The following is an 18,632-nucleotide window of genomic DNA, read 5'->3' as shown; positions in this document are numbered from 1 at the left end:
TATAGTATCTTAAACTAAATAACTCAAGCCTTAGAGTCCTCCATATAATGGTAGACTTCTAGCTGATTTGAACCATTACATATACTCATAATTCTACTTAAAATAAAAAAGAGAGAAATCATAGACTTCTCTCTTAATATATTATTCGTTTACATATCCTTCGTTTTTCAATATATCGTAGCACATGCCGAATTTTTCTTCGTTTACAAGCACTATCGGTCCTGTACATCCCATGCCGCTCTCAGCATAGTAACCTTTCTTCCAAAGTGCTCTTACTGCATCCTCAAGTTCCAGTATATCTATACCAGAAATTTGTGCAGTTACCAGCTCTTTAGGTGGTGCTGTAACTTCTTCATCCTCAGCAGAATCTTTCTTCTTAGATTCTGCAAGTCCTTGAAGTATCTCTTTTAGTCCTGCTTTGTTTGCTTTTGCAAATTCATCTTTAGCAACTTTGTTTACATTACCTTTAACAAGGTCTCCGGCATAGCTAAGTGCATTAGCTATAACAGGATATCCCGATGCCCTAGAGATTATTAGTACAGTTCTGTCATAGTCTTCACCTATTCCTGGACCATATCCATAACCATGAGCTTCAAATCCACCGCCTGTTGTGAATGATGAGAATACTTTCATAAGGATGTTTCCTGTTAGAGTATCATTTACCATAACATCTGGAACTCCTTGTAACAAGTCATTTCCTCTCATTAATACTCCGCCGTCAGATCTATTTGATGTTGCAAAGTTGATATCATAGCCATTTTCTTTAAGTTGTTTAAATGCTCTTTCAACTTGAACAGCACCGTCAACATTAAGGATTCCAAGTGTTGGATTTTCTATTCCTATAGCTTTTGCTGCTATAATTCCATAGATACCGTTTTTCACCATTCCCTCAACTCTGTGAGCTGATGAAGTTCCGGTTGTGGTAGCTATTATCATTTCTTTTGCCAATGCAGGTGTTACTACTCTTCCAACAGTAGATACTCCGATTGGGAAGGTATAATGCATTGTTACACAAGCTCCGATTTCACCACTGTCAAGTAGTTCTTCCATCACTTTGTAGCCTTCTTCATCTGTTTCAACTACATATTGTCTAAGATTTGAGTCAACTTTTGGTCCGATTAGGACTACTTCTATGGTGTTGTCTCTTCTCTGAGCTTCCTCAGCACCTCTAACTACGTTTTCAATGCCGTGTTCACTTCCAAGTGTAGTAACCGCAACAACTGCTCTTGATCCAAAAGCACCTGTTTCTAATCCCGTAGCGATGTCTTCAAAGACTTGACCAATCATCTTTTTAACGTCAGTCATTTTATCACCTCTACCCTTCGATTAGACTCGATGCAAAATCTCTCATAGCCTCTGCAACTAATTTCTTAACTTCTTCTTTAGATACTCCGCCGCCTTCAGAAACATCGCCAGAGTTTCTTTCGATAACTATAGAAACACCATCAAATAGGTTAGTCATTCTTCCTAAGAATAATGAACCTTTTCCTACGATTTGTGCTCTATTGTATTGTCCGGTTGTTAAATCTTCAATTGCAAATCCAAGATAAGGTACTCCAGAAGGAATATGTCCTTGGGTTGGTGCCCAACCTTCCATACCGTATTCAGCAATAAATGCAGGCATTTCCGGTTTTTCAAGTTGCTTTTTCATAACTCCTAATGCACCAATCATCTTCATATTTGCAGTTGGAACATCTCCTGCTCCTGCCGGTTTAGTGATATCAGGGTTTTGCATCTCTACTGAATATCTGTCAACATCTTTAACAGTAAGTCCAACTCTCTCAAGTGGATCTGTAACTAATGAGCTCATTACCGCTTGTGGTGAAGAACCTGTTCCTACTGTATGTCTACCAACAGCATCAGTTCTTAGAATTGGATGTTTTCCATCATTTTCACTAATTAATGCTGCAAATCCGCCTACTACGTCTTCTATAACAGGAAGACCTTTCTTAACATGGTCTTTACCGTTCATACCAAGTTTAGCAGTAGAACCACCGGCTATGATTACAACATTTTTGAATGTTCCTGCTCCAACAAGTGATGCAGCTGAGATAAGTGCATGAGTTGGTGCAGCACAGAATCCTCTAACATCTGATCCGGATGCATTAACAAATCCTGCAAGTTCAGCTATAGCTTTAGCGAAGTTTCCTCCACCTCTTTGGTTCATGTCTCCACAAGCTTCTTCTGAACACTCGATAACGTATTCAATATCTTCCGGATTTAATCCGTTTTTATCTATAAGATTTAAAGCTGCTAATAATCCTGATGCCTTAGAAACCAGGTTTTCGAATATAACATGAGCAGATAGGTTAACGTCTACATCATGAGCTCTCTTAACGCAACCTACTAGCACATCGTTGTTATATAGTCCTTCAGCATGATCAGCCATATATTTGTCAAGTGTAGCTTGATCATCACCATTGCCAAGTCTAGCAATTAGATCGTCACCGATTAGTGGGTGATTTTCTAATTTTGCTTTAACTTCTGCTGTAAATTCTTCATTTAAATGAACTAAATCAAATACGTCACATATTTTAATTAATCCAATGAATTCTTCTTGTGGTAGAATTTCCCCTAGCTTACCAGTTTTATCAGCACCTTTTAAATACTTGTCTTCATCAGTCCAAGGTTGTGGTACCTCTTTTAGTTTTTCAGGTCTTTCACTACCAATATAAACTTGGTTAGGAAGATAATTTACTACTTGATCAAAACTTCTTAAATGCTTTGGAAGTTCTTTTAGGTACTCCGAATTGGGGTTAACTACCATCTCTGTTGTTTGCGTAGTACCATTTCTCAAGATCATATCAGGTGTATGAACGAGAACATAAGAAGCACCTCTTAATACCGGCTCTGTCATTTAACTAAACACCTCCATTAAAATTTAAATACATTATACTTTAATAAAAGGGTGATACTTTAATTAATCACCCTTTTATTTATAGTTTATTAAAATACTGAGTTAAATACAGTTTGCTCTTCTACTTCAGTTTGAAGTGCTCTAAGAGCTTCATCAACAATTTTTTCTCTTAAGTGGTATTCTTCATCTTTATTTAGTTTAGGATTTCCTAATGGATGAGGAATAGCTACTGCAGGAACTATTCTGTTAGCTCCGACTGTTAATGAGATAGGAGTAACTGTACAAACGTGTACAACCGGAATTCCGGCTCTTTCTACTTCTTTATACATTGTTGCACCGCAACGTGTACAGGTACCTCAGGTTGAGGTTAATATAACTGCATCTACGCCATCGGCTTTAAGTTCTTTAGAGAACTCTTCTGCAAATGCTTTAGAGCTTGCAACTGCAGTTCCGTTTCCAACTGTAGAATAGAAGTATCTATGAAGTTTTCCGATTTTTCCTTCTTTTTCGTATGCTCTAAGAACGTCTACCGGAATAACTCTGTCAAGGTCTTGGTTAGCATATGTTGGGTCATATCCACCATGTGCTGTTTCCCATTCGCCTTCAACTAGGTCATCTACACCTTCAATATCGTATTTACCATATTTAGATGCTGATGAAGATTCGATATGATCCGGGTTACCTGCTGGTACAGGTCCACCTGAAGAAACTATAGCTATAGTAGCTTTAGTTATATCTTTGATAGCAGGATTAGCTTCAACTCTATCAAAACTTGGCATTGGATATTCAGTTACGAACTCCTCGCCTTTAAGTTTTTTCATAAGCATGTCAGCAGCTCTTTCTGCTCCAACTTTATCAGTCCAGATATTCTTACGAATACCTCTCTCGATATATCCTTCTTCTTCCGGTCCACCAATTTCTTCTTTATTAACAAGTTTCTTAGCAAGTGGTATAAGTTTTGTCATAGCATCTCTCATACCTGCTGCACTGTTCTTAGTAGAAACTATATATACAGACTTCTTAAACATATCGGCACCTGGATTTTCTACGTACATTCCAGTTATAGCCGGGATGCCTAGTTCGTTTTGAACTGCTTCGGTGATTGAACCCGCTGCAACTCCATAACGTCCGGCATTAAAAGCAGGTCCTGCAATGAATAAATCAGGTTCATACTTTTTAACCATTTCAAGGATTTTAGCTTTCGCTTCATCCATGTTTTCTCCGAAATATGAGTCACCACATATTACAGTTGCAACTATTTCGCCTTCATCTTTGAATCCAGCTTGGATAGCGAGACCCGGTCCGATTACTTCTTCTCTAACCTCAGGTTCAACATGCGCCATTTCTTCCCCACCGATTCCGGCAAAGAACTGGTTAATATAATGAACTATTCTCAATTTACCCATTCAATTCCCCCCTCTCCAATATTTTATTATTTATATTAATCAAACTTAGTGTATTCTTTTCTAATTTCTTCGATAGCTTCAGCTATTTCGTCTACATCAAGAACCATTTCCATCATTCCGATTTGCTCGTCATAAACATCAGCGTCAACTTCTTCTTTGAATGCTGGTTCTACTGCGTGATATGCTCTTAGTCCCAACTGGACTCCTGACAATGCTCCTGCATAAGTTGGGTCACCTGCTGTTACAGTTTCTGCTGCAAGTGTTGTTGATTCAGCTTCTGCACCACCTAGAACAACTACTATGTTCTCTGCTCCGTGCTTTTCTGCTAATTCTTTTACCCTTCTTTGATTTTCAAGATCCATTGCCCCTGCAGCGGTTCAGACGAAACACTCTGTTGCTGAGAAAACTACTTCAGCAGGAGTTGTCTTTACACATTCTTCGATGGCTGGACCTGGTACACCGTCTCTATCGCCGATGATGATAACTTTTCTGCCTTCTTGAAAAATTGTCATTTCTGCGTCTCCTTTCATAGTTTAAATTTTATTTTTTATATTTTAGTATCCTGTAGCTGACATCTTGTTGAATCCAAGCTCATTTGTTGCTCCTGTGATAGCTTGAATCTCTACCATGATAGTTCCGTCTTCTCTTAATGATCCGTCAAAACCACCTGCTATGATATCAGTATAATCTAAAGTTCCGATAACTTTATCAAGTTTTGGAAGAACTATAATTTCATTAGCATTTCCGCCTGTTACAACAGCATCTGCTGATGGATCTGCGTCTGCTAATGACTGGCTCGCGCCGTCTCTTCCAGCGTATTCGTCAGTTATTATAACTGTCTTAATACCTTTACCTGCCAGTTTCTTAGCGTTCATTATTAGGTCAGTATCAGGGTTACCGAAACCTTCTTGAGAAACAATTGCTCCATCAAGTCCTAAGAATTCAGCTAATTTTGCAGTCATATTAGAAGATCTTTCTTTATCTGCCAAGTACACGTTTTCGTTAGTTACGATAGTTCCAACGAAGTTGATTTCTTTACCGTGTTTTTCGAATAGTGCTTTAACAACCGGGTTGTTAATTTGATGGTAAGTTGTATTCTTATCACATGCAGATACACAGTTACCACTTACTACTGCTCCGTCCATTGACTCTGTTGGATAAAGGATTGTAGGAATAATTTGCTTTCCATCTACACCGTATACATAAGTATCATGTAGTAATCCTTGAGTTTGAATCATTTGTACGTATGCTACTTTTGGTAGGTCTTTAAGCTCTTCAGCTTGTTCAAATAATGGCTTAGTCTCGTATACTTCAACTTCATCAGGAGTAACATTTCTTGCTGCTTCTCCTAAGTAAGCTGCCGCTCTAAGTCCTGCCATTCTAACCGCATGCTCATGAGCATGAGGCTCAAGACCCTCTTGTCTCTCAACGTTTATAACAACATTGTTCAGCTTAGAGAATGGTGTAAACTCCGCTCCCGGACCACACATATCTACGATTCCTTCTTGGAATCCAACGATTTTACCAACCGTCATAACAGCTGCACCTTTCAAAACGTGAGTTTTTCCTGAACCAACCATATCAGGTTTGCCAAGGATTCCAGGGAAAATACATCCAGGTCCTTCAACCTTAACACGTGGTTCTATGACGTCCTTTACCGGTGTAATTCTAACACTTTCACCAGGTCTAGCTAAATCTACGTCTACTTCAGTTATATGCTCGTCTTGTTTAATAAGTTCGATTAACTCTTCCTTATTAACATAAAGCACATGATCTTCAACCTTGGTTTCATTACCAAATTGAACATCTTTAATTAGGATATTTCCTAACTCTAGACGCATAGACTCACCTCCTAAATATTTTATTTAATATGGAAACCATATTAAAAGCAAATTTAATGCCTTGAATTTTCAAGGTCTTTTCCTGCCACAAATGCGGCTATAGCCCCGTCCGCCGCTGCTGTAATAACTTGTCTCAGTGTTTTCTTTCTAACATCACCTGCAGCATATACGCCGGGTATTTCAGTTCTCATATCTTCATCAGTAACTATATAACCTGAATCCAACTCTAATATATCTTTAAATAGTTCGGTTTGCGGTATATTTCCTATAAACACGAAAACTCCAAATGTACCATGATCCGGATCAGCTGTGATGGTCCTAGTCTCACCGGTTTTTAAATTCTTAATTGTCATGGAGTTTACAAGTCCGCTACCCTCTAACTTGACAACCTCACTATCCCAAATTACATCGATTTTATCATTATTAAAAACTGCTTCTTGACTTACTGCATCCGCAGTTAACTTATCTCTTCTATGAATAATAGTAACTCTTCTGCCGAATTTAGTTAAATATATCGCTTCGTCAACAGCAGAATTACCTCCTCCGATTACATAAATATCTAATCCTTGGAAAAAAGGTGCATCGCAAGTTGCACAGTATCCAACGCCTTTGCCGGTAAACTCCTTCTCACCTTCAACATTTAGTTTTCTGGGTGAGGCTCCTGTAGCGATGATAACGCTTCTTGACTTATACTCGGCCTTAGCAGTTTTGATTGTCTTAATCTCTTCTCTAAGCTCTATGCTTTCGATACTGTCTGTAATTAATTCGGCACCAAAAGATTTAGCTTGCGCAACCATCAAATCAACTAATTGCGGACCGGTAATGCCTTCAACAGATCCCGGATAATTTTCTATTAGATTGGTGCTGGCTGCTTGACCTCCGGGTGTGTCTTTTTCAATGACCAGTACTGAACTTCCCTGTCTGGCTCCATAAAGAGCTGCAGTTAAACCAGCCGGTGCAGCTCCTATAATAATCATATCATATATCATTAAACGCCTCCACAGTTTATTATAAAGTAACATTCTTCCACTTATTATTATACCCTAACTCGGCGTTTATTAACATTTATTATAAATAACGATATTTTAATATCTTTTCACCTCATTGTCGTACAGTAAAGTGTGAATGTATATCGTCATGTCATAATCTTGTCGTTCGCCATTCATTATACATCTATTTACACAAATTGTAAAGTATTGACTGTATTTAATTGAAATACATTCCCAAATTTAAATATGGTTATTTTAGCCTTTAACTTTGCTTCCAAGCCTAAAAGGCTTATTAACTCTAAAGACATTTAAATTAAATTATATTTTATCCTAACATAATGTTTACATTATATAATATTATATCATCAGATATACTCATATTAAATATATCAATCCATACCTGGAAAATCAAGTTGTCTTAAAGCTTCAAAAAGTATTATATTAGCAGAATTAGCCAGGTTTAAACTTCTGTCTGTATTATTAATCATCGGAATCTTAATACATTCTCCGTCCCCGGAATTCAATACTTCTTCGGGTAAACCACTTGACTCACATCCAAAGACAATAAAATCTCCGTCCTCAAATTTAACTTGATTATAATATTTATGAGCTTTTGTAGTTGAATAGAGGACTCTCTTTCCTTCTGTATATATACGAAATTCTTCATAGCTGTCATGGATAACCAAATCAATATCTTTCCAATAGTCCATACCTGCTCTTTTGAGGGACTTGTCATCCAATTTAAAAGCATATGGTCTGATTAAATGCAGTCTTGAACCTGTTAGCAAACAAGATCTACCTATATTGCCGGTATTAGAAGGCATCTCGGGTTGATGTAAACATATATTTATCATATTAAACCCTCTTCATATAAGTGTTTTATTGCGGCAGATACACCATCATCTACATTGCTAAGCGTGATGTAATCTGCATGTTCTTTAACGCTCTCAAGAGCATTATCCATAGCAATTCCGTATCCTGCATTTTCAATCATAGGTATGTCATTATCGTAATCACCTATTGCCGCAATCTGATTTATGTTTAAATCATAATAATCTGCCAATATTTCCAGCCCTTTATATTTTGTGATACCTGACTTCATTATCTCTATTGAATGTGGACCTGATTTCGTTATCTCTATTTTACTTAAATCCAAACTGCTAAAGAGCTCTTCCACTTTTTCTTCGGAAACATTGATAACGAATTTTGCTATACCTTCTCCTCTTTCAATGGCTCTATATATTGCATTATCTGAAAACATCATATCAACTTGAAATAAGATATCCTCGTCCATACTCTTGGTCAAATGTTTAATTCTATTTGCTCTCATAACCCTAGAGTAAAAAGTATTTAAATCATAAAAATGATAGTATAAATTATTTTTATTACATAATTCCGCAATCTTCATACTGACTTCATCTTCAATCGGATTATAACTAATTATTTCACCTTCGACATTCGCAACCACAGCTCCATTACATCCAATAATGGGTATGTTTAGACCATGCTTTTTTGCATAGTAAAGAGCTGAAGTATAAATTCTGCCCGTTACAAATATAGGTATCACACCGCTTTCTTTAAGCGACTCGATAGCCTTTAAATTCGATTGTGAGATTTCATTTTTATATAGTAATGTTCCATCTAAATCTGTTGCAAAAGCTTTTATTTTCATGAATTCTCCAGTTTTTTTATTATTGATTTCTTCTAACTACTTTATTAATAGCACGATAAACCGTTATTCCCAGTTCTTCAACATTTCCGGTTGCTTCATTTCTTCTATAAGCGGCATATGCTTCACCTGTAACTCCTTCTGTTTTCACAACTTCTTGACCTTTTTCTAGTGAACTGTCATGTATATAGTTAGTGCTATAAGGTATTGAGTATAAATACTCATTATAAATGCTTACTTCATAATTTTTAACTGTAGAATCTCCCCAAATTTCAAAATAAATTCTTCCAAACTCATGATATGTTTTGATTAATATCGGGAAGTCAAATTGATTTCTAAATGCAAAATCCGCTAAACCATAGTCTACAGTTGCATCCAAGCCACCGGCTGCATAAGGCATTTTCATTGTATGTCCTGAGCGGTTGACTATTTGAAGGTCAGCTCTAAGTGCTGCTTGATAAAGAGCAGTTGATGTTTGGCATACTCCACCGCCATATCCCGGTACTTCTTCATCGCCAACTATTACGACGGCCATCTCATATCCTTTATCCGGAGTCGTATCTCCCAAGTAGTTATTGACACTGAATGTCTCTCCCGGTCCTATAACCACACCATTAAGATATCTTGTAGATACCTCAACATTTTTTGCTCTTGACCAATAATGTCCGTTAAAATACGACTCTGCTGAACCGATTACGCCATTGACTCTATCTGCTTTGGCAATATACGCTGGATCCACTTTAATAGCAGTCACCGGAATCTCAATTTTACCACCGGTATTCAGTTTTTCATTTATACTTTTTGCCAGAGCTTCTCTATCTACTTCTCGACCGTCTTTTCCTTCTTTTGCTACTACTTTATCGTTTTCAGAATCATACTCAAACTTTCCGTTCACAACTTCAACATATATATCATTATAAATCTGTTCCATTTTTTCATTGAACAGTTCTGGATTAGTAGTATATGTCATCTCAATATCGACAGGATTTTCTTTTAATTCACTGATTTTTGCCAATCTCTCCTGTTCATCATCAATACCTCTTCCAAGTTTGTAAGCCTCGGTAGAAGCCTTTTCATAATCAAAATCATAACCCAGTTCTCTTAAAGTATAAGAGTATTTGAAATTCTCGAACTCAAAATCGAGAATTGTACTGTCTAATTTTGAATCATTTTCTTTCTTTAGTAATTCAATTACATTTAATCTATTGTTATTCGAAACATCTTGTCCATTAATTGTTACACCTTCGTAAATATTAAGAGAATGTATAAGCTGCCAATCATTTAAGTCGCTTTGTTTTAACTTTTCGGACGATGCCACTGCCGCATTTGTTCCATTTGGAATTGCTTGTATCGGTAGACAACCCGTCCCTATCAATACAAATATTAAGATGATGACAATATAACTCATCTTTCCGTATTTTTTCATTGTTTCCCCCTTGAAAAATGAAATTCTATAGTTAAATCCTAACATATTTTGTAAATATTTACAAGATGACTTTTCCGATTATATAGCTATTTTTACTGTTATTTAAATAAAAAGAGAGCCTAGGCTCTCTTTAATCATTATCAGACGATTCTGTCGTTTCTTCCGGTTCCGATGGTTCCTCAGGTGCCGGGTCAGGTGCAGGTGCAGGCTCAGGTTCCGCGGGTGCAGGTTCCGGTGCATCAGGTCCTTTCAGAATTACTTCATTAACGGCCGGATAATAAGTTCCTCCAATATGCTCGACTTCACCTGTCGATTCATTCTTACGGTATGCTTCATAGTATGATCCGGTTACGCCCGCTGTTTTCGTTTTGCTAGTACCGGGAGCCAATGTATCGTCATGTACGTATTCTGTGCTATATGGAATATTGTATTGTAGTTCAGAAAATAGACTGACTTCATAATTCTTAACATTTGTATCGCCCCAAATTTCAAAATTAACTTGTCCTTCAGAATAATACCCCTTTATTAGAATAGGAAAATCATAATTATTTTTAAATACCAAGTCAGCCAGCCCATATTCAATAGCTGCATCAAGCCCTCCATCATAATAGCTTAGATTTAATGTATGGGACTGCCTTTCTACAATTTCCAAATCGGCTTTAAGAACAGCTTGGTACAATGTCGTAGAGGTTTGACATACTCCGCCGCCCATACCCGGGACTTCTTTAGTTCCTACTATAACTATAGACTTTTGGTATCCTTTATCATATGTCGTATCACCTATACAGTCATTAACACTAAAGACTTCTCCCGGTGCAACGACTATTCCATTTAGTGCATCAGTAGATACCTCTATATTTGTAACTCTTTCCCAGAACCAAGGATTAAAAGTAGAAGACGCAGCTCCTATGACCCCGTTGACCCTTGCTGCTAATTCTTCATGATGTGGGTTAACTTCTATAGGACTTGTCGGAACAGTAATTGCTTCCAGCGACTTTGACGAACTGAGAATCATTTCACTTATCTTTTCTCTATCTACACCTAGTCCTGGTTCACCTTTTTTTGCAACAACTTTTCCCGACTCTGAATCATAGCTGTATCCACCATCAACGGCATCTATTTTAATTTCATTATGGATTGCATCTATTACGGCATTTAACTTCTCATTGTCTTGTAACATCTCAAGGTCAACATTTACAGGATTTTTAGTTAAATCTCTAATCATTTCCAGTTTCTGTTCATCACTGCCGTCTCTACCGTATCCAAAAGCTTTCTTGGTAGCTCCGTCGTAATCGTAATAAAACCCAAGATCTCTTAAACTGTATTCAAATGATTTGTCATTATAATTGAACTTTATTTTAGACGAATCCAGTATCGGTTCTTTTTCAGCTTTCAATTCCTCAACAGCAACAAGCCTTGCTTTACCAGCGAATTCTTTGCCGTCTATGCTTACCCCTTCATAGAAAGCCAGTGAATTCAATAATTGAGAATCACTCATTCTACTTTGTGCTGATTGAGCCCCTAACGCTCCGGCACAACCGGTTATAAACATGATCATTGATAATAATAATGAAATTGTTCCGGTTGTTTTATTTAGTATACCCCTCATCATTTCCTCCTAGAACGATAATCTATACAAATTTCATTTAATCTACATTCTCCACAAAGTGGATTTCTTGCCTTACATACTCTTCTTCCATGAAAAATAAGCCTATGATGCGTTACAGTCCATTCGTCATGAGGGACGACTTTCATCAAGCCTTCTTCAGTTTTTTCAACATTACTTGCCGCTACTAAACCGATTCTATTAGAAACTCTAAAAACATGGGTATCTACGGCAATCGCCTGTATTCCAAATACATTAGAAGCTACGACATTTGCAGTTTTCCTTCCGACCCCAGGAAGTGTCATCAACTTTTCAATGGTATTGGGTACTTCCCCTCCATATTCACTAATAATCTTCATGCATGCTCCTATTATATTCTTGCTCTTTGTATTATAGAAGCCGCAACTCTTTATTTCTTCACCGAGTTTTTCTTCGCCCATGGCAATATAATCTTGAGGAGTTCTGCATTTTTTAAATAGTTCCTCAGTTACTTTATTAACTCTTACATCCGTACATTGAGCGGATAGAATTGTTGCCACGAGCAAATCCAGTTCCGTTGTGTAATTGAGTTCCGCTTTTGCATCGGGATATAGTTCACTTAAAATCTTGAGCGCTATACTTACTTCAGCTTTCTTTAATTTTCTTTTCATCTATAATCAATACTCCAAATAATCCGTTTCATATACTTCCAGGTCATATGTTTCTATAAAATCCAGTATCGAATAATATGTTTTCTCTAAATTTACCTGATCATAACTTACATTTGCACATGCTAATAAGAGACTATTATGTACATCTTGGTCTCCCACTTCAGCTATTGCAATATTATATCTATTCTGAATCTTCTTTATAATACTGCTCCTTAAGCTCCTCTTATCTTTTAAAGAGTTGGAATTAAATAATCTCATTCTATATATATATTTTGCGAAAAACAATTCTTCACCTACTATACTAACATAAAATACCCTATGATTATATCACAAAATTGTAATGTTGGAGATTGAATTGTAATCTTTTTTAAGTTTTCGCCCCAAATATTTAGTTTTCTTGATATATAGTACATTATTATTATATTAAAATTTTTTTAGCTTACTCAGAGAAAAAATAAATTATTTCAACCTATTATAAATTTTTCTCGACATTAATTAGATTTTTTACGAGAATTTAAAACTAGATTGCTTAAACATAAAACTTAATAGTTCTAATAACGGACTTATAAAATTCCAAATATGCTATAATTCAAGTAGGATAGAAAACTCTTAATTATTTTGATAAAAAGGAGCATATTATGGGACTTACTAAAGAACTGAATATAGATACAGGAAAGCTTAAACATGGTAATCTAAACCTTATCTCAGATGTAGAGGGTATAAAGGTCGGACATTGTACTCTTGCTTCAGGTGATATTCAAACGGGGGTAACCGCAATCATACCACGCGAAGAAAATATATTTAAAAAGAAACTATTGGCAGCAACTCATGTGATAAACGGTTTTGGAAAAAGTATCGGCCTAATGCAAATTAATGAACTCGGAACTCTTGAAACACCGATAATTCTTACTAATACCCTAAGCGTTGGAACAGCAGCATCTGCTTTGGTAGAATACATGTTGGAACAAAACCCTTCAATAGGCGAAACAACGGGCACTGTTAATCCTCTCGTTTGTGAATGTAATGATATGAAATTGAATAATATAAGAAGTCTTAGCATAAAAAATTCTGATGTCTTTGAGGCGATAAAAGATTCAAAGAAAGTTTTTGAAGAGGGATCTGTCGGTGCCGGACGTGGTATGAGATGTCATGGATTAAAGGGTGGTATCGGTTCATCTTCCAGAATTTTTGAAATCGACGAGAATGAATATACATTAGGAACATTAGTCCTTACCAATCACGGAAGATATGAAGATCTCATAATTAATGGTCAAAATTTATCCGAAAAATACATGGTCCAAAGTATCAACGAACCCGATAAAGGTTCTGTAATAGTCATTATAGCCACTGATGTTCCACTAAATGAAAGGCAATTACTTAGAATTTCAAAAAGAGCGATTGTAGGTCTTTGCAAGACTGGTTCCTTTGTGTCTAACGGAAGTGGTGAACTCGTTATTTCTTTTTCTACTGCGAACACCATTCTACATGAAACAAAGGAAATAATCGACATAAAAAGAATTAGCGATGATTTAATCGATATAGTTTTTCAAGCAGTAAGCGAGTCAGTCTATGAAAGCGTCTTAAGTTCACTTTTCAACTCCGAAACAGTAACCGGTAGAAATGGGTATACTTGTTATGCAATCGAGGATATATTGTCAAAAATTTTCTAACTTCATAGTCAATTAAAAAGGTACTGCATTGGACAATATATAGCCAATTCAGCACCTTTTATATTTATTTACTTCATTTATGATTTGAATCTATTTTCAGACCTTTTAAAGTTTTATTGTCATAACAGGTATAGAACTAGAGGTCATTAGTTTTAAGAATTAAAACATTTAATTAAATTCTATTTTTACAATCCAAAGTATATTATTGATATATTTTGCTATTGATTGTATTTTGTCCACCAACTAATATTATATTTTGAATATGCATATCCAAAATATAATTTTTAGTTGTCATTGGTATATAATCTTTTACAGAAAGTAAAATTGGTGCATTCTTATATGAAGCATAATAACTTACCACCAATGCGTCAGGATAATTCTCACCGCTTGCTATAAAGACTTCTTTGGAATCAGCAAAATATGTTCCTGCAATCTTGGCTGCCGTTTCATATCTATCTGTTCCTGCAATTCTAGTTGTCTTTTCAAATAAACTCTCAATTTCATTACCTACTGAATTTATTCCGCCAACAATTATAGCTTCTTTTATTCCGTATTCTTCGATTAGTCTTCTCTGTCCTTCTGATAGAACATTCCCTTTTGAAAGCAGAATCGGTATCCCTTCCTTAGTTGCATATGGGGCAATACTTAGTGCATCTGGATAATTTCTACCATCTGCTATTATTACCTTGTCTTTATTGCCTAAGTTCTCTAGAATTAATCTTGCAACATATTCAGCTGTTTCATATCTATCGATACCAGCTATTCTTTTGATACCCATATCATAGCTATCTAATTCTTCCTCTGTAACCGAATTAGTTCCACCTACAACGATTATATTTTTTGCACCGAGTCTTTGTATCTCCGCTAATATATCTTCCTGAACATCTCCTGAAGAACTCAGTAATAATGGTCCATTATAAACTTGAGTTAAGGGCTGTGCTGTTAACGCATCTGCAAAATCCTTTCCTGAAACCAGTATAATATTCTCAGCTTTGTTAAATCTCTTAGAACTAATTTCAATTGCTGTTTTATATCGGTTCTCACCGGCAATTTGAGTAATCTTTGCACTATTATCCAGGTCCTTATCTTCCTCCTCTATATCCTTTGATGGTTTAGGTTTTGGTTTTTCGACTAATTTGCTTATAGCATCACTAATACTGTTTATTACAGCTTTTATATCATCATCAGTTGTTTTTTCTCCTAAGATTTGATTTGCTTCATTTATTGCATTATTTAAAGCTTCATAAGATTTAGCTGTGTATTTGTTCTTATCTATCAGCTTAGCTTTCTCCAATATAATCCCTAATTCATCCAATAGATTTTTATCGAGTACATTTGGGTCGTAGATTACTTCTTGTGCTTTTAGTGAATTATCATTATTAAAACTAAGATGTTCTTCATTTGAGGTATAGAGTTTTACTATTACTTCATTCTTATTACTATCTTGATTACCCCTAAATGAATAGTTACCTATTTTTATTAGTGATTTTGGAAGTTCTGTCTGGATAATCAATCCGTTTCTAAAAGCATAGTTTCCTATCTCTTCTATTCCATTCCTCAAGTCGACCTCAGTCAATGTTCTGAATTTAGTATTTTGTTCAAAAGCATAGTTTCCAATAGTTTTCACAGTCCCCGGCACCTTCAATTTTTCAAGTCTGTGTGAACTGAATGCTCTTGATTTTATCTCTGTTACACTGGAAGGTATATGGAGTTCTGTCAGTGGAGCGCCCATAAAAGATGAAGCTCCAATAACTGTTAATCCTTCATGTAAGTCTATATTCTTTAAATGAATATTTCTAGAGAAAGCTCCATCGGCTATTTCAGTTAAGCTCTTGGATAATGTAACCTTTTTTAGCAAATTCAATGAAAAAGCCCCAAGTCCTAGTTCTTTAACGTTGTCAGGTATTAGTATTTCCGTAAGTTGGTTTCCGTTAAATGCCGAGTTTCCTATATATTCAAGAGTCTTAGGAAGCTCTACATTTCCTAGATTATTTACCCTAAAAGCATCTTCTTCAATTCTTTTTAAACCTTTTGGCAATCTAAGGTTTTTAATTCCATATGGTGAGCTTACAACATCAGTTCCATATTCCACATACTGATCGTCCATTCTAAATGCTCTAACACCAATTATTTCAATCGGTGTTCCATCGGCATTTTCATCAGGAAGATATACATCTTTATTAACTTTAAACTTTTCCTTGCCTGATTCAGAAAATCCTGTAATCGTATTACCTTCATAACTAAAGTCTGTAACTGTATAATACGCGTTTTCCGAAATTTCTAATCTATCTATAGCATTTTGAAGTTTTGAAATCGCATCATTTACATCTTCAGTAGTGGCATCAATATTTTTAGATACTTCTTTTGCTCCAACCACCGCATTTTTCAAATCTTCATAGCTCTCTACAGTAAACAATTCTTCAACAAATTCCTCAGCTCTATTAATCAAATCTCTTAAAGCTGTTTTGTCAGCACTGCTAGCCCTTAGTTTTCCAGTAGCTTCCATTAAACTATTATTTGCATTGTCAATCTGATCTTGAGTTGATTCGGAATCAAAAAACACTTTCTTAGAAGCTATTAAAACATCACTAAATTCATTAACAGCCTCTTCTTTGTAATCATTTAAATCTATAGCATTAGCTTTTCTTATCGTTTCCCAAAGCGTGGATCTATCAACACCCTCTGCGGTATTTATTATTTTATGATACTTACTTAATGCAATATATGTTTCAGTTCCGAGATGAGCTTTATTTCTAGTATATAAGTACACCACACCGGTACCTTCAGGATCATTTTCTTCAAGATCCTCAGAATCAAGTTTTTCTAAACCCGGATTACCTTTAAATACATATTTTAAAAATTTAAATATAGAATAAGGTAATTTAACTTCTTTCAGCTTATTATTTGCAAAAGAATAATTATCTATTTGAATTTTATCTACATCGTCACTAATGATTAGAGATTCAATATTATTGTTTTGAAAAGCTGAGTTACCTATCGATAGCACCGTTGATGGAATCACTAATTCATCAAGCTCATTACCATAAAATGCATATGATCCTATGGCTTTAACTCCTTCACTTAACACCACAGATTTTAACCCTGAGTTTCTAAAGGCAGCATCTTGGATTATAAAGTCATATTCTCCTATCGTTTGAGGAAATACAACGGAATTAATCTTAATATCTGAAAATGCATTATTAATGATGCCTTCAACTGGTTTTTCTTCAGGTTCTTCGCCATTGTCTAGGCTAAATGTCTTAGGAATTAACATATCCGGATTTGTTTTAAGTTTCTCAAGTCCTGATTCTGATAACCCCGAAATACCCCATTTAGTCACTGGAACTTGCATATTTCCTTTGTATTCAAAGGTATCATAATTAAAATCCTTTTCATCCCAATTTGCTATTTCCGTATTTAGAACTTTAACTTTCAGTTTAAAAATATTATTAGATTTACAAGCATCAGGTTGTGGAGATGTATACCCTTCAATAGTTTCAAAAAGATCATTGGATAGTTTTTCCGATTGTCCTATAATCTCGAACTCGTCCTGAGTAAAATCTGCATTACTATAGTCCCAAATTACAGGAAACTCAATCAAAATATCGCTTTCTCCTGTATTATCTGATTTATTTACATAAGTAGCAGCAATAGTTGATTTAATATTTTCCTCTATTTCAGTCCTTAAAGCATCAATATTATTGCTCGTTGTCTCTACAGTTCCTAGATTTATGGTATTCGTTTTTTCATCACAACCAAAAGTATTAAAATGAACTATTACTTTTTTATATGGATTTTCTAATACTACATCGGTCAAAGTCCTTGATAGAACAGACTTTAGGACAATTGGTGTAGAATTATTGTCTCCTTTGATTTTTAAAGTAGTAATCCCTGTTCTATCAAAAGCCGTAGTCATCACAGTGTGAACGGTAGAAGGGATTTCAACAGCCCCCACTAAAGCGGAATTCCTTATGAAAGCTTGTTGTCCTATATACTCTAGACCCTCGTTTAGATATACCTCTTTTAATCTCACATTGACACCAAAAGATGCTCTTCCTATTCTCACTATGGATTCTGGTAAAACCAGCATTTCCAGATTATTGCTAGCAAATGCAGAGTCACCTATAGTTTCGATTCCATTAGGTATAATTACTGATGTGAGGCTTTTTCGTCCAAAAGCTCCATTGCCTATGTGTTTAATAACAGTCCCATAGATACTGTCCGGTATTTCTATATCAATATCTGTTCCCTTATATCCTGTAATAGTTTGTGTTTCAGGGTTATATTCAAATTCATTTGCATCTACACCTTGTACAGATATGGTATCAGTCTCTACAATTATATCTGCAGTTCCAATAATAGGGTTCAAAATCATAATTGCGCATAATAGTAGAGCTAAAAAGTTCTTCTTCATTTTATCCCTCCATTTATTATTTTATCAATCAGTATTTAAAATGCCAGTTTTCACCTCCCTTTTACTTTTAGCTTGCGATATTAATACTATCAAATATAGCTAAT

Annotated in this window: 14 protein-coding genes; 1 reads left to right on the top strand and 13 read right to left on the bottom strand. The window is 35.5% G+C overall.

From position 1 onward, the window contains the following. Positions 1-141: 141 nt before the first annotated feature. From grdD to VZL98_02770, 12 genes are all read right to left on the bottom strand, one after another. Entirely contained in the window at positions 142-1,305 is a 1,164-nt protein-coding gene (grdD, locus tag VZL98_02825) for a glycine/sarcosine/betaine reductase complex component C subunit alpha (protein ID WVH63907.1), read from the bottom strand. 10 nt (positions 1,306-1,315) lie between these two features. Continuing rightward, complete coding sequence (grdC, locus tag VZL98_02820; protein ID WVH63906.1) at positions 1,316-2,857, bottom strand: glycine/sarcosine/betaine reductase complex component C subunit beta; 1,542 nt, start codon at positions 2,855-2,857, stop codon at positions 1,316-1,318. Between the two features lie 89 nt (positions 2,858-2,946). After that, positions 2,947-4,263, bottom strand: coding sequence for a glycine reductase complex selenoprotein B (grdB, locus tag VZL98_02815; protein ID WVH63905.1), 1,317 nt, complete (start codon positions 4,261-4,263; stop codon positions 2,947-2,949). Positions 4,264-4,298: 35 nt separating this feature from the next. Then, positions 4,299-4,775, bottom strand: coding sequence for a glycine/sarcosine/betaine reductase complex selenoprotein A (grdA, locus tag VZL98_02810; protein WVH63904.1), 477 nt, complete (start codon positions 4,773-4,775; stop codon positions 4,299-4,301). Between the two features lie 42 nt (positions 4,776-4,817). Beyond that, positions 4,818-6,104 (bottom strand): glycine/sarcosine/betaine reductase component B subunit, encoded by a 1,287-nt coding sequence (locus VZL98_02805; GenBank protein WVH63903.1) that lies wholly within the window; start codon positions 6,102-6,104, stop codon positions 4,818-4,820. A gap of 53 nt (positions 6,105-6,157) precedes the next feature. Continuing rightward, the gene (gene trxB / locus VZL98_02800; protein ID WVH63902.1) at positions 6,158-7,093 is read right to left on the bottom strand and encodes a thioredoxin-disulfide reductase; all 936 of its coding nucleotides are present in this window, start codon (positions 7,091-7,093) and stop codon (positions 6,158-6,160) included. 389 nt (positions 7,094-7,482) lie between these two features. Further along, the gene (locus VZL98_02795) at positions 7,483-7,947 is read right to left on the bottom strand and encodes a tRNA (cytidine(34)-2'-O)-methyltransferase (protein WVH63901.1); all 465 of its coding nucleotides are present in this window, start codon (positions 7,945-7,947) and stop codon (positions 7,483-7,485) included. After that, positions 7,944-8,765, bottom strand: coding sequence for a Cof-type HAD-IIB family hydrolase (locus tag VZL98_02790; protein ID WVH63900.1), 822 nt, complete (start codon positions 8,763-8,765; stop codon positions 7,944-7,946). The genes VZL98_02795 and VZL98_02790 overlap by 4 nt, the downstream gene beginning before the upstream one ends. Positions 8,766-8,784: 19 nt before the next feature. Next, a complete protein-coding gene (locus VZL98_02785) occupies positions 8,785-10,188 on the bottom strand; it encodes a VanW family protein (GenBank protein WVH63899.1) in 1,404 nt (467 codons plus the stop codon). 130 nt (positions 10,189-10,318) lie between these two features. Beyond that, positions 10,319-11,797, bottom strand: a complete 1,479-nt coding sequence (locus tag VZL98_02780) for a VanW family protein (protein ID WVH63898.1) — start codon at positions 11,795-11,797, stop codon at positions 10,319-10,321. Continuing rightward, positions 11,797-12,444, bottom strand: coding sequence for an endonuclease III (nth, locus tag VZL98_02775; GenBank protein ID WVH63897.1), 648 nt, complete (start codon positions 12,442-12,444; stop codon positions 11,797-11,799). Before nth ends, VZL98_02780 begins: the two co-directional genes overlap by 1 nt. Positions 12,445-12,450: 6 nt before the next feature. Next, positions 12,451-12,702 (bottom strand): DUF503 domain-containing protein, encoded by a 252-nt coding sequence (locus tag VZL98_02770; protein WVH63896.1) that lies wholly within the window; start codon positions 12,700-12,702, stop codon positions 12,451-12,453. A gap of 380 nt (positions 12,703-13,082) precedes the next feature. On the opposite strand from VZL98_02770, the gene VZL98_02765 reads away from it, so the two are divergent. Continuing rightward, entirely contained in the window at positions 13,083-14,114 is a 1,032-nt protein-coding gene (locus VZL98_02765) for a P1 family peptidase (protein ID WVH63895.1), read from the top strand. 202 nt (positions 14,115-14,316) lie between these two features. On the opposite strand, the gene VZL98_02760 is transcribed toward VZL98_02765, so the two are convergent. Next, a complete protein-coding gene (locus tag VZL98_02760; GenBank protein WVH63894.1) occupies positions 14,317-18,528 on the bottom strand; it encodes a leucine-rich repeat protein in 4,212 nt (1,403 codons plus the stop codon). Positions 18,529-18,632: the final 104 nt, after the last annotated feature.

The organism is Peptoniphilaceae bacterium AMB_02 (genome assembly GCA_036321625.1).
Classification (GTDB): domain Bacteria; phylum Bacillota; class Clostridia; order Tissierellales; family Peptoniphilaceae; genus Microaceticoccus; species Microaceticoccus formicicus.
This window is presented reverse-complemented; position numbering and strand designations above follow the sequence as displayed.

Bases quoted from the DNA above. Each gene is read 5' to 3' on its own strand.
- grdD (WVH63907.1), bottom strand. From the start codon at position 1,305: ATGACTGACGTTAAAAAGATGATTGGTCAAGTCTTTGAAGACATCGCT.
- grdC (WVH63906.1), bottom strand. From the start codon at position 2,857: ATGACAGAGCCGGTATTAAGAGGTGCTTCTTATGTTCTCGTTCATACA.
- VZL98_02805 (WVH63903.1), bottom strand. From the start codon at position 6,104: ATGCGTCTAGAGTTAGGAAATATCCTAATTAAAGATGTTCAATTTGGT.
- trxB (WVH63902.1), bottom strand. From the start codon at position 7,093: ATGATATATGATATGATTATTATAGGAGCTGCACCGGCTGGTTTAACT.
- VZL98_02795 (WVH63901.1), bottom strand. From the start codon at position 7,947: ATGATAAATATATGTTTACATCAACCCGAGATGCCTTCTAATACCGGC.
- VZL98_02790 (WVH63900.1), bottom strand. From the start codon at position 8,765: ATGAAAATAAAAGCTTTTGCAACAGATTTAGATGGAACATTACTATAT.
- VZL98_02785 (WVH63899.1), bottom strand. From the start codon at position 10,188: ATGAAAAAATACGGAAAGATGAGTTATATTGTCATCATCTTAATATTT.
- VZL98_02780 (WVH63898.1), bottom strand. From the start codon at position 11,797: ATGAGGGGTATACTAAATAAAACAACCGGAACAATTTCATTATTATTA.
- nth (WVH63897.1), bottom strand. From the start codon at position 12,444: ATGAAAAGAAAATTAAAGAAAGCTGAAGTAAGTATAGCGCTCAAGATT.
- VZL98_02770 (WVH63896.1), bottom strand. From the start codon at position 12,702: ATGAGATTATTTAATTCCAACTCTTTAAAAGATAAGAGGAGCTTAAGG.
- VZL98_02765 (WVH63895.1), top strand. From the start codon at position 13,083: ATGGGACTTACTAAAGAACTGAATATAGATACAGGAAAGCTTAAACAT.
- VZL98_02760 (WVH63894.1), bottom strand. From the start codon at position 18,528: ATGAAGAAGAACTTTTTAGCTCTACTATTATGCGCAATTATGATTTTG.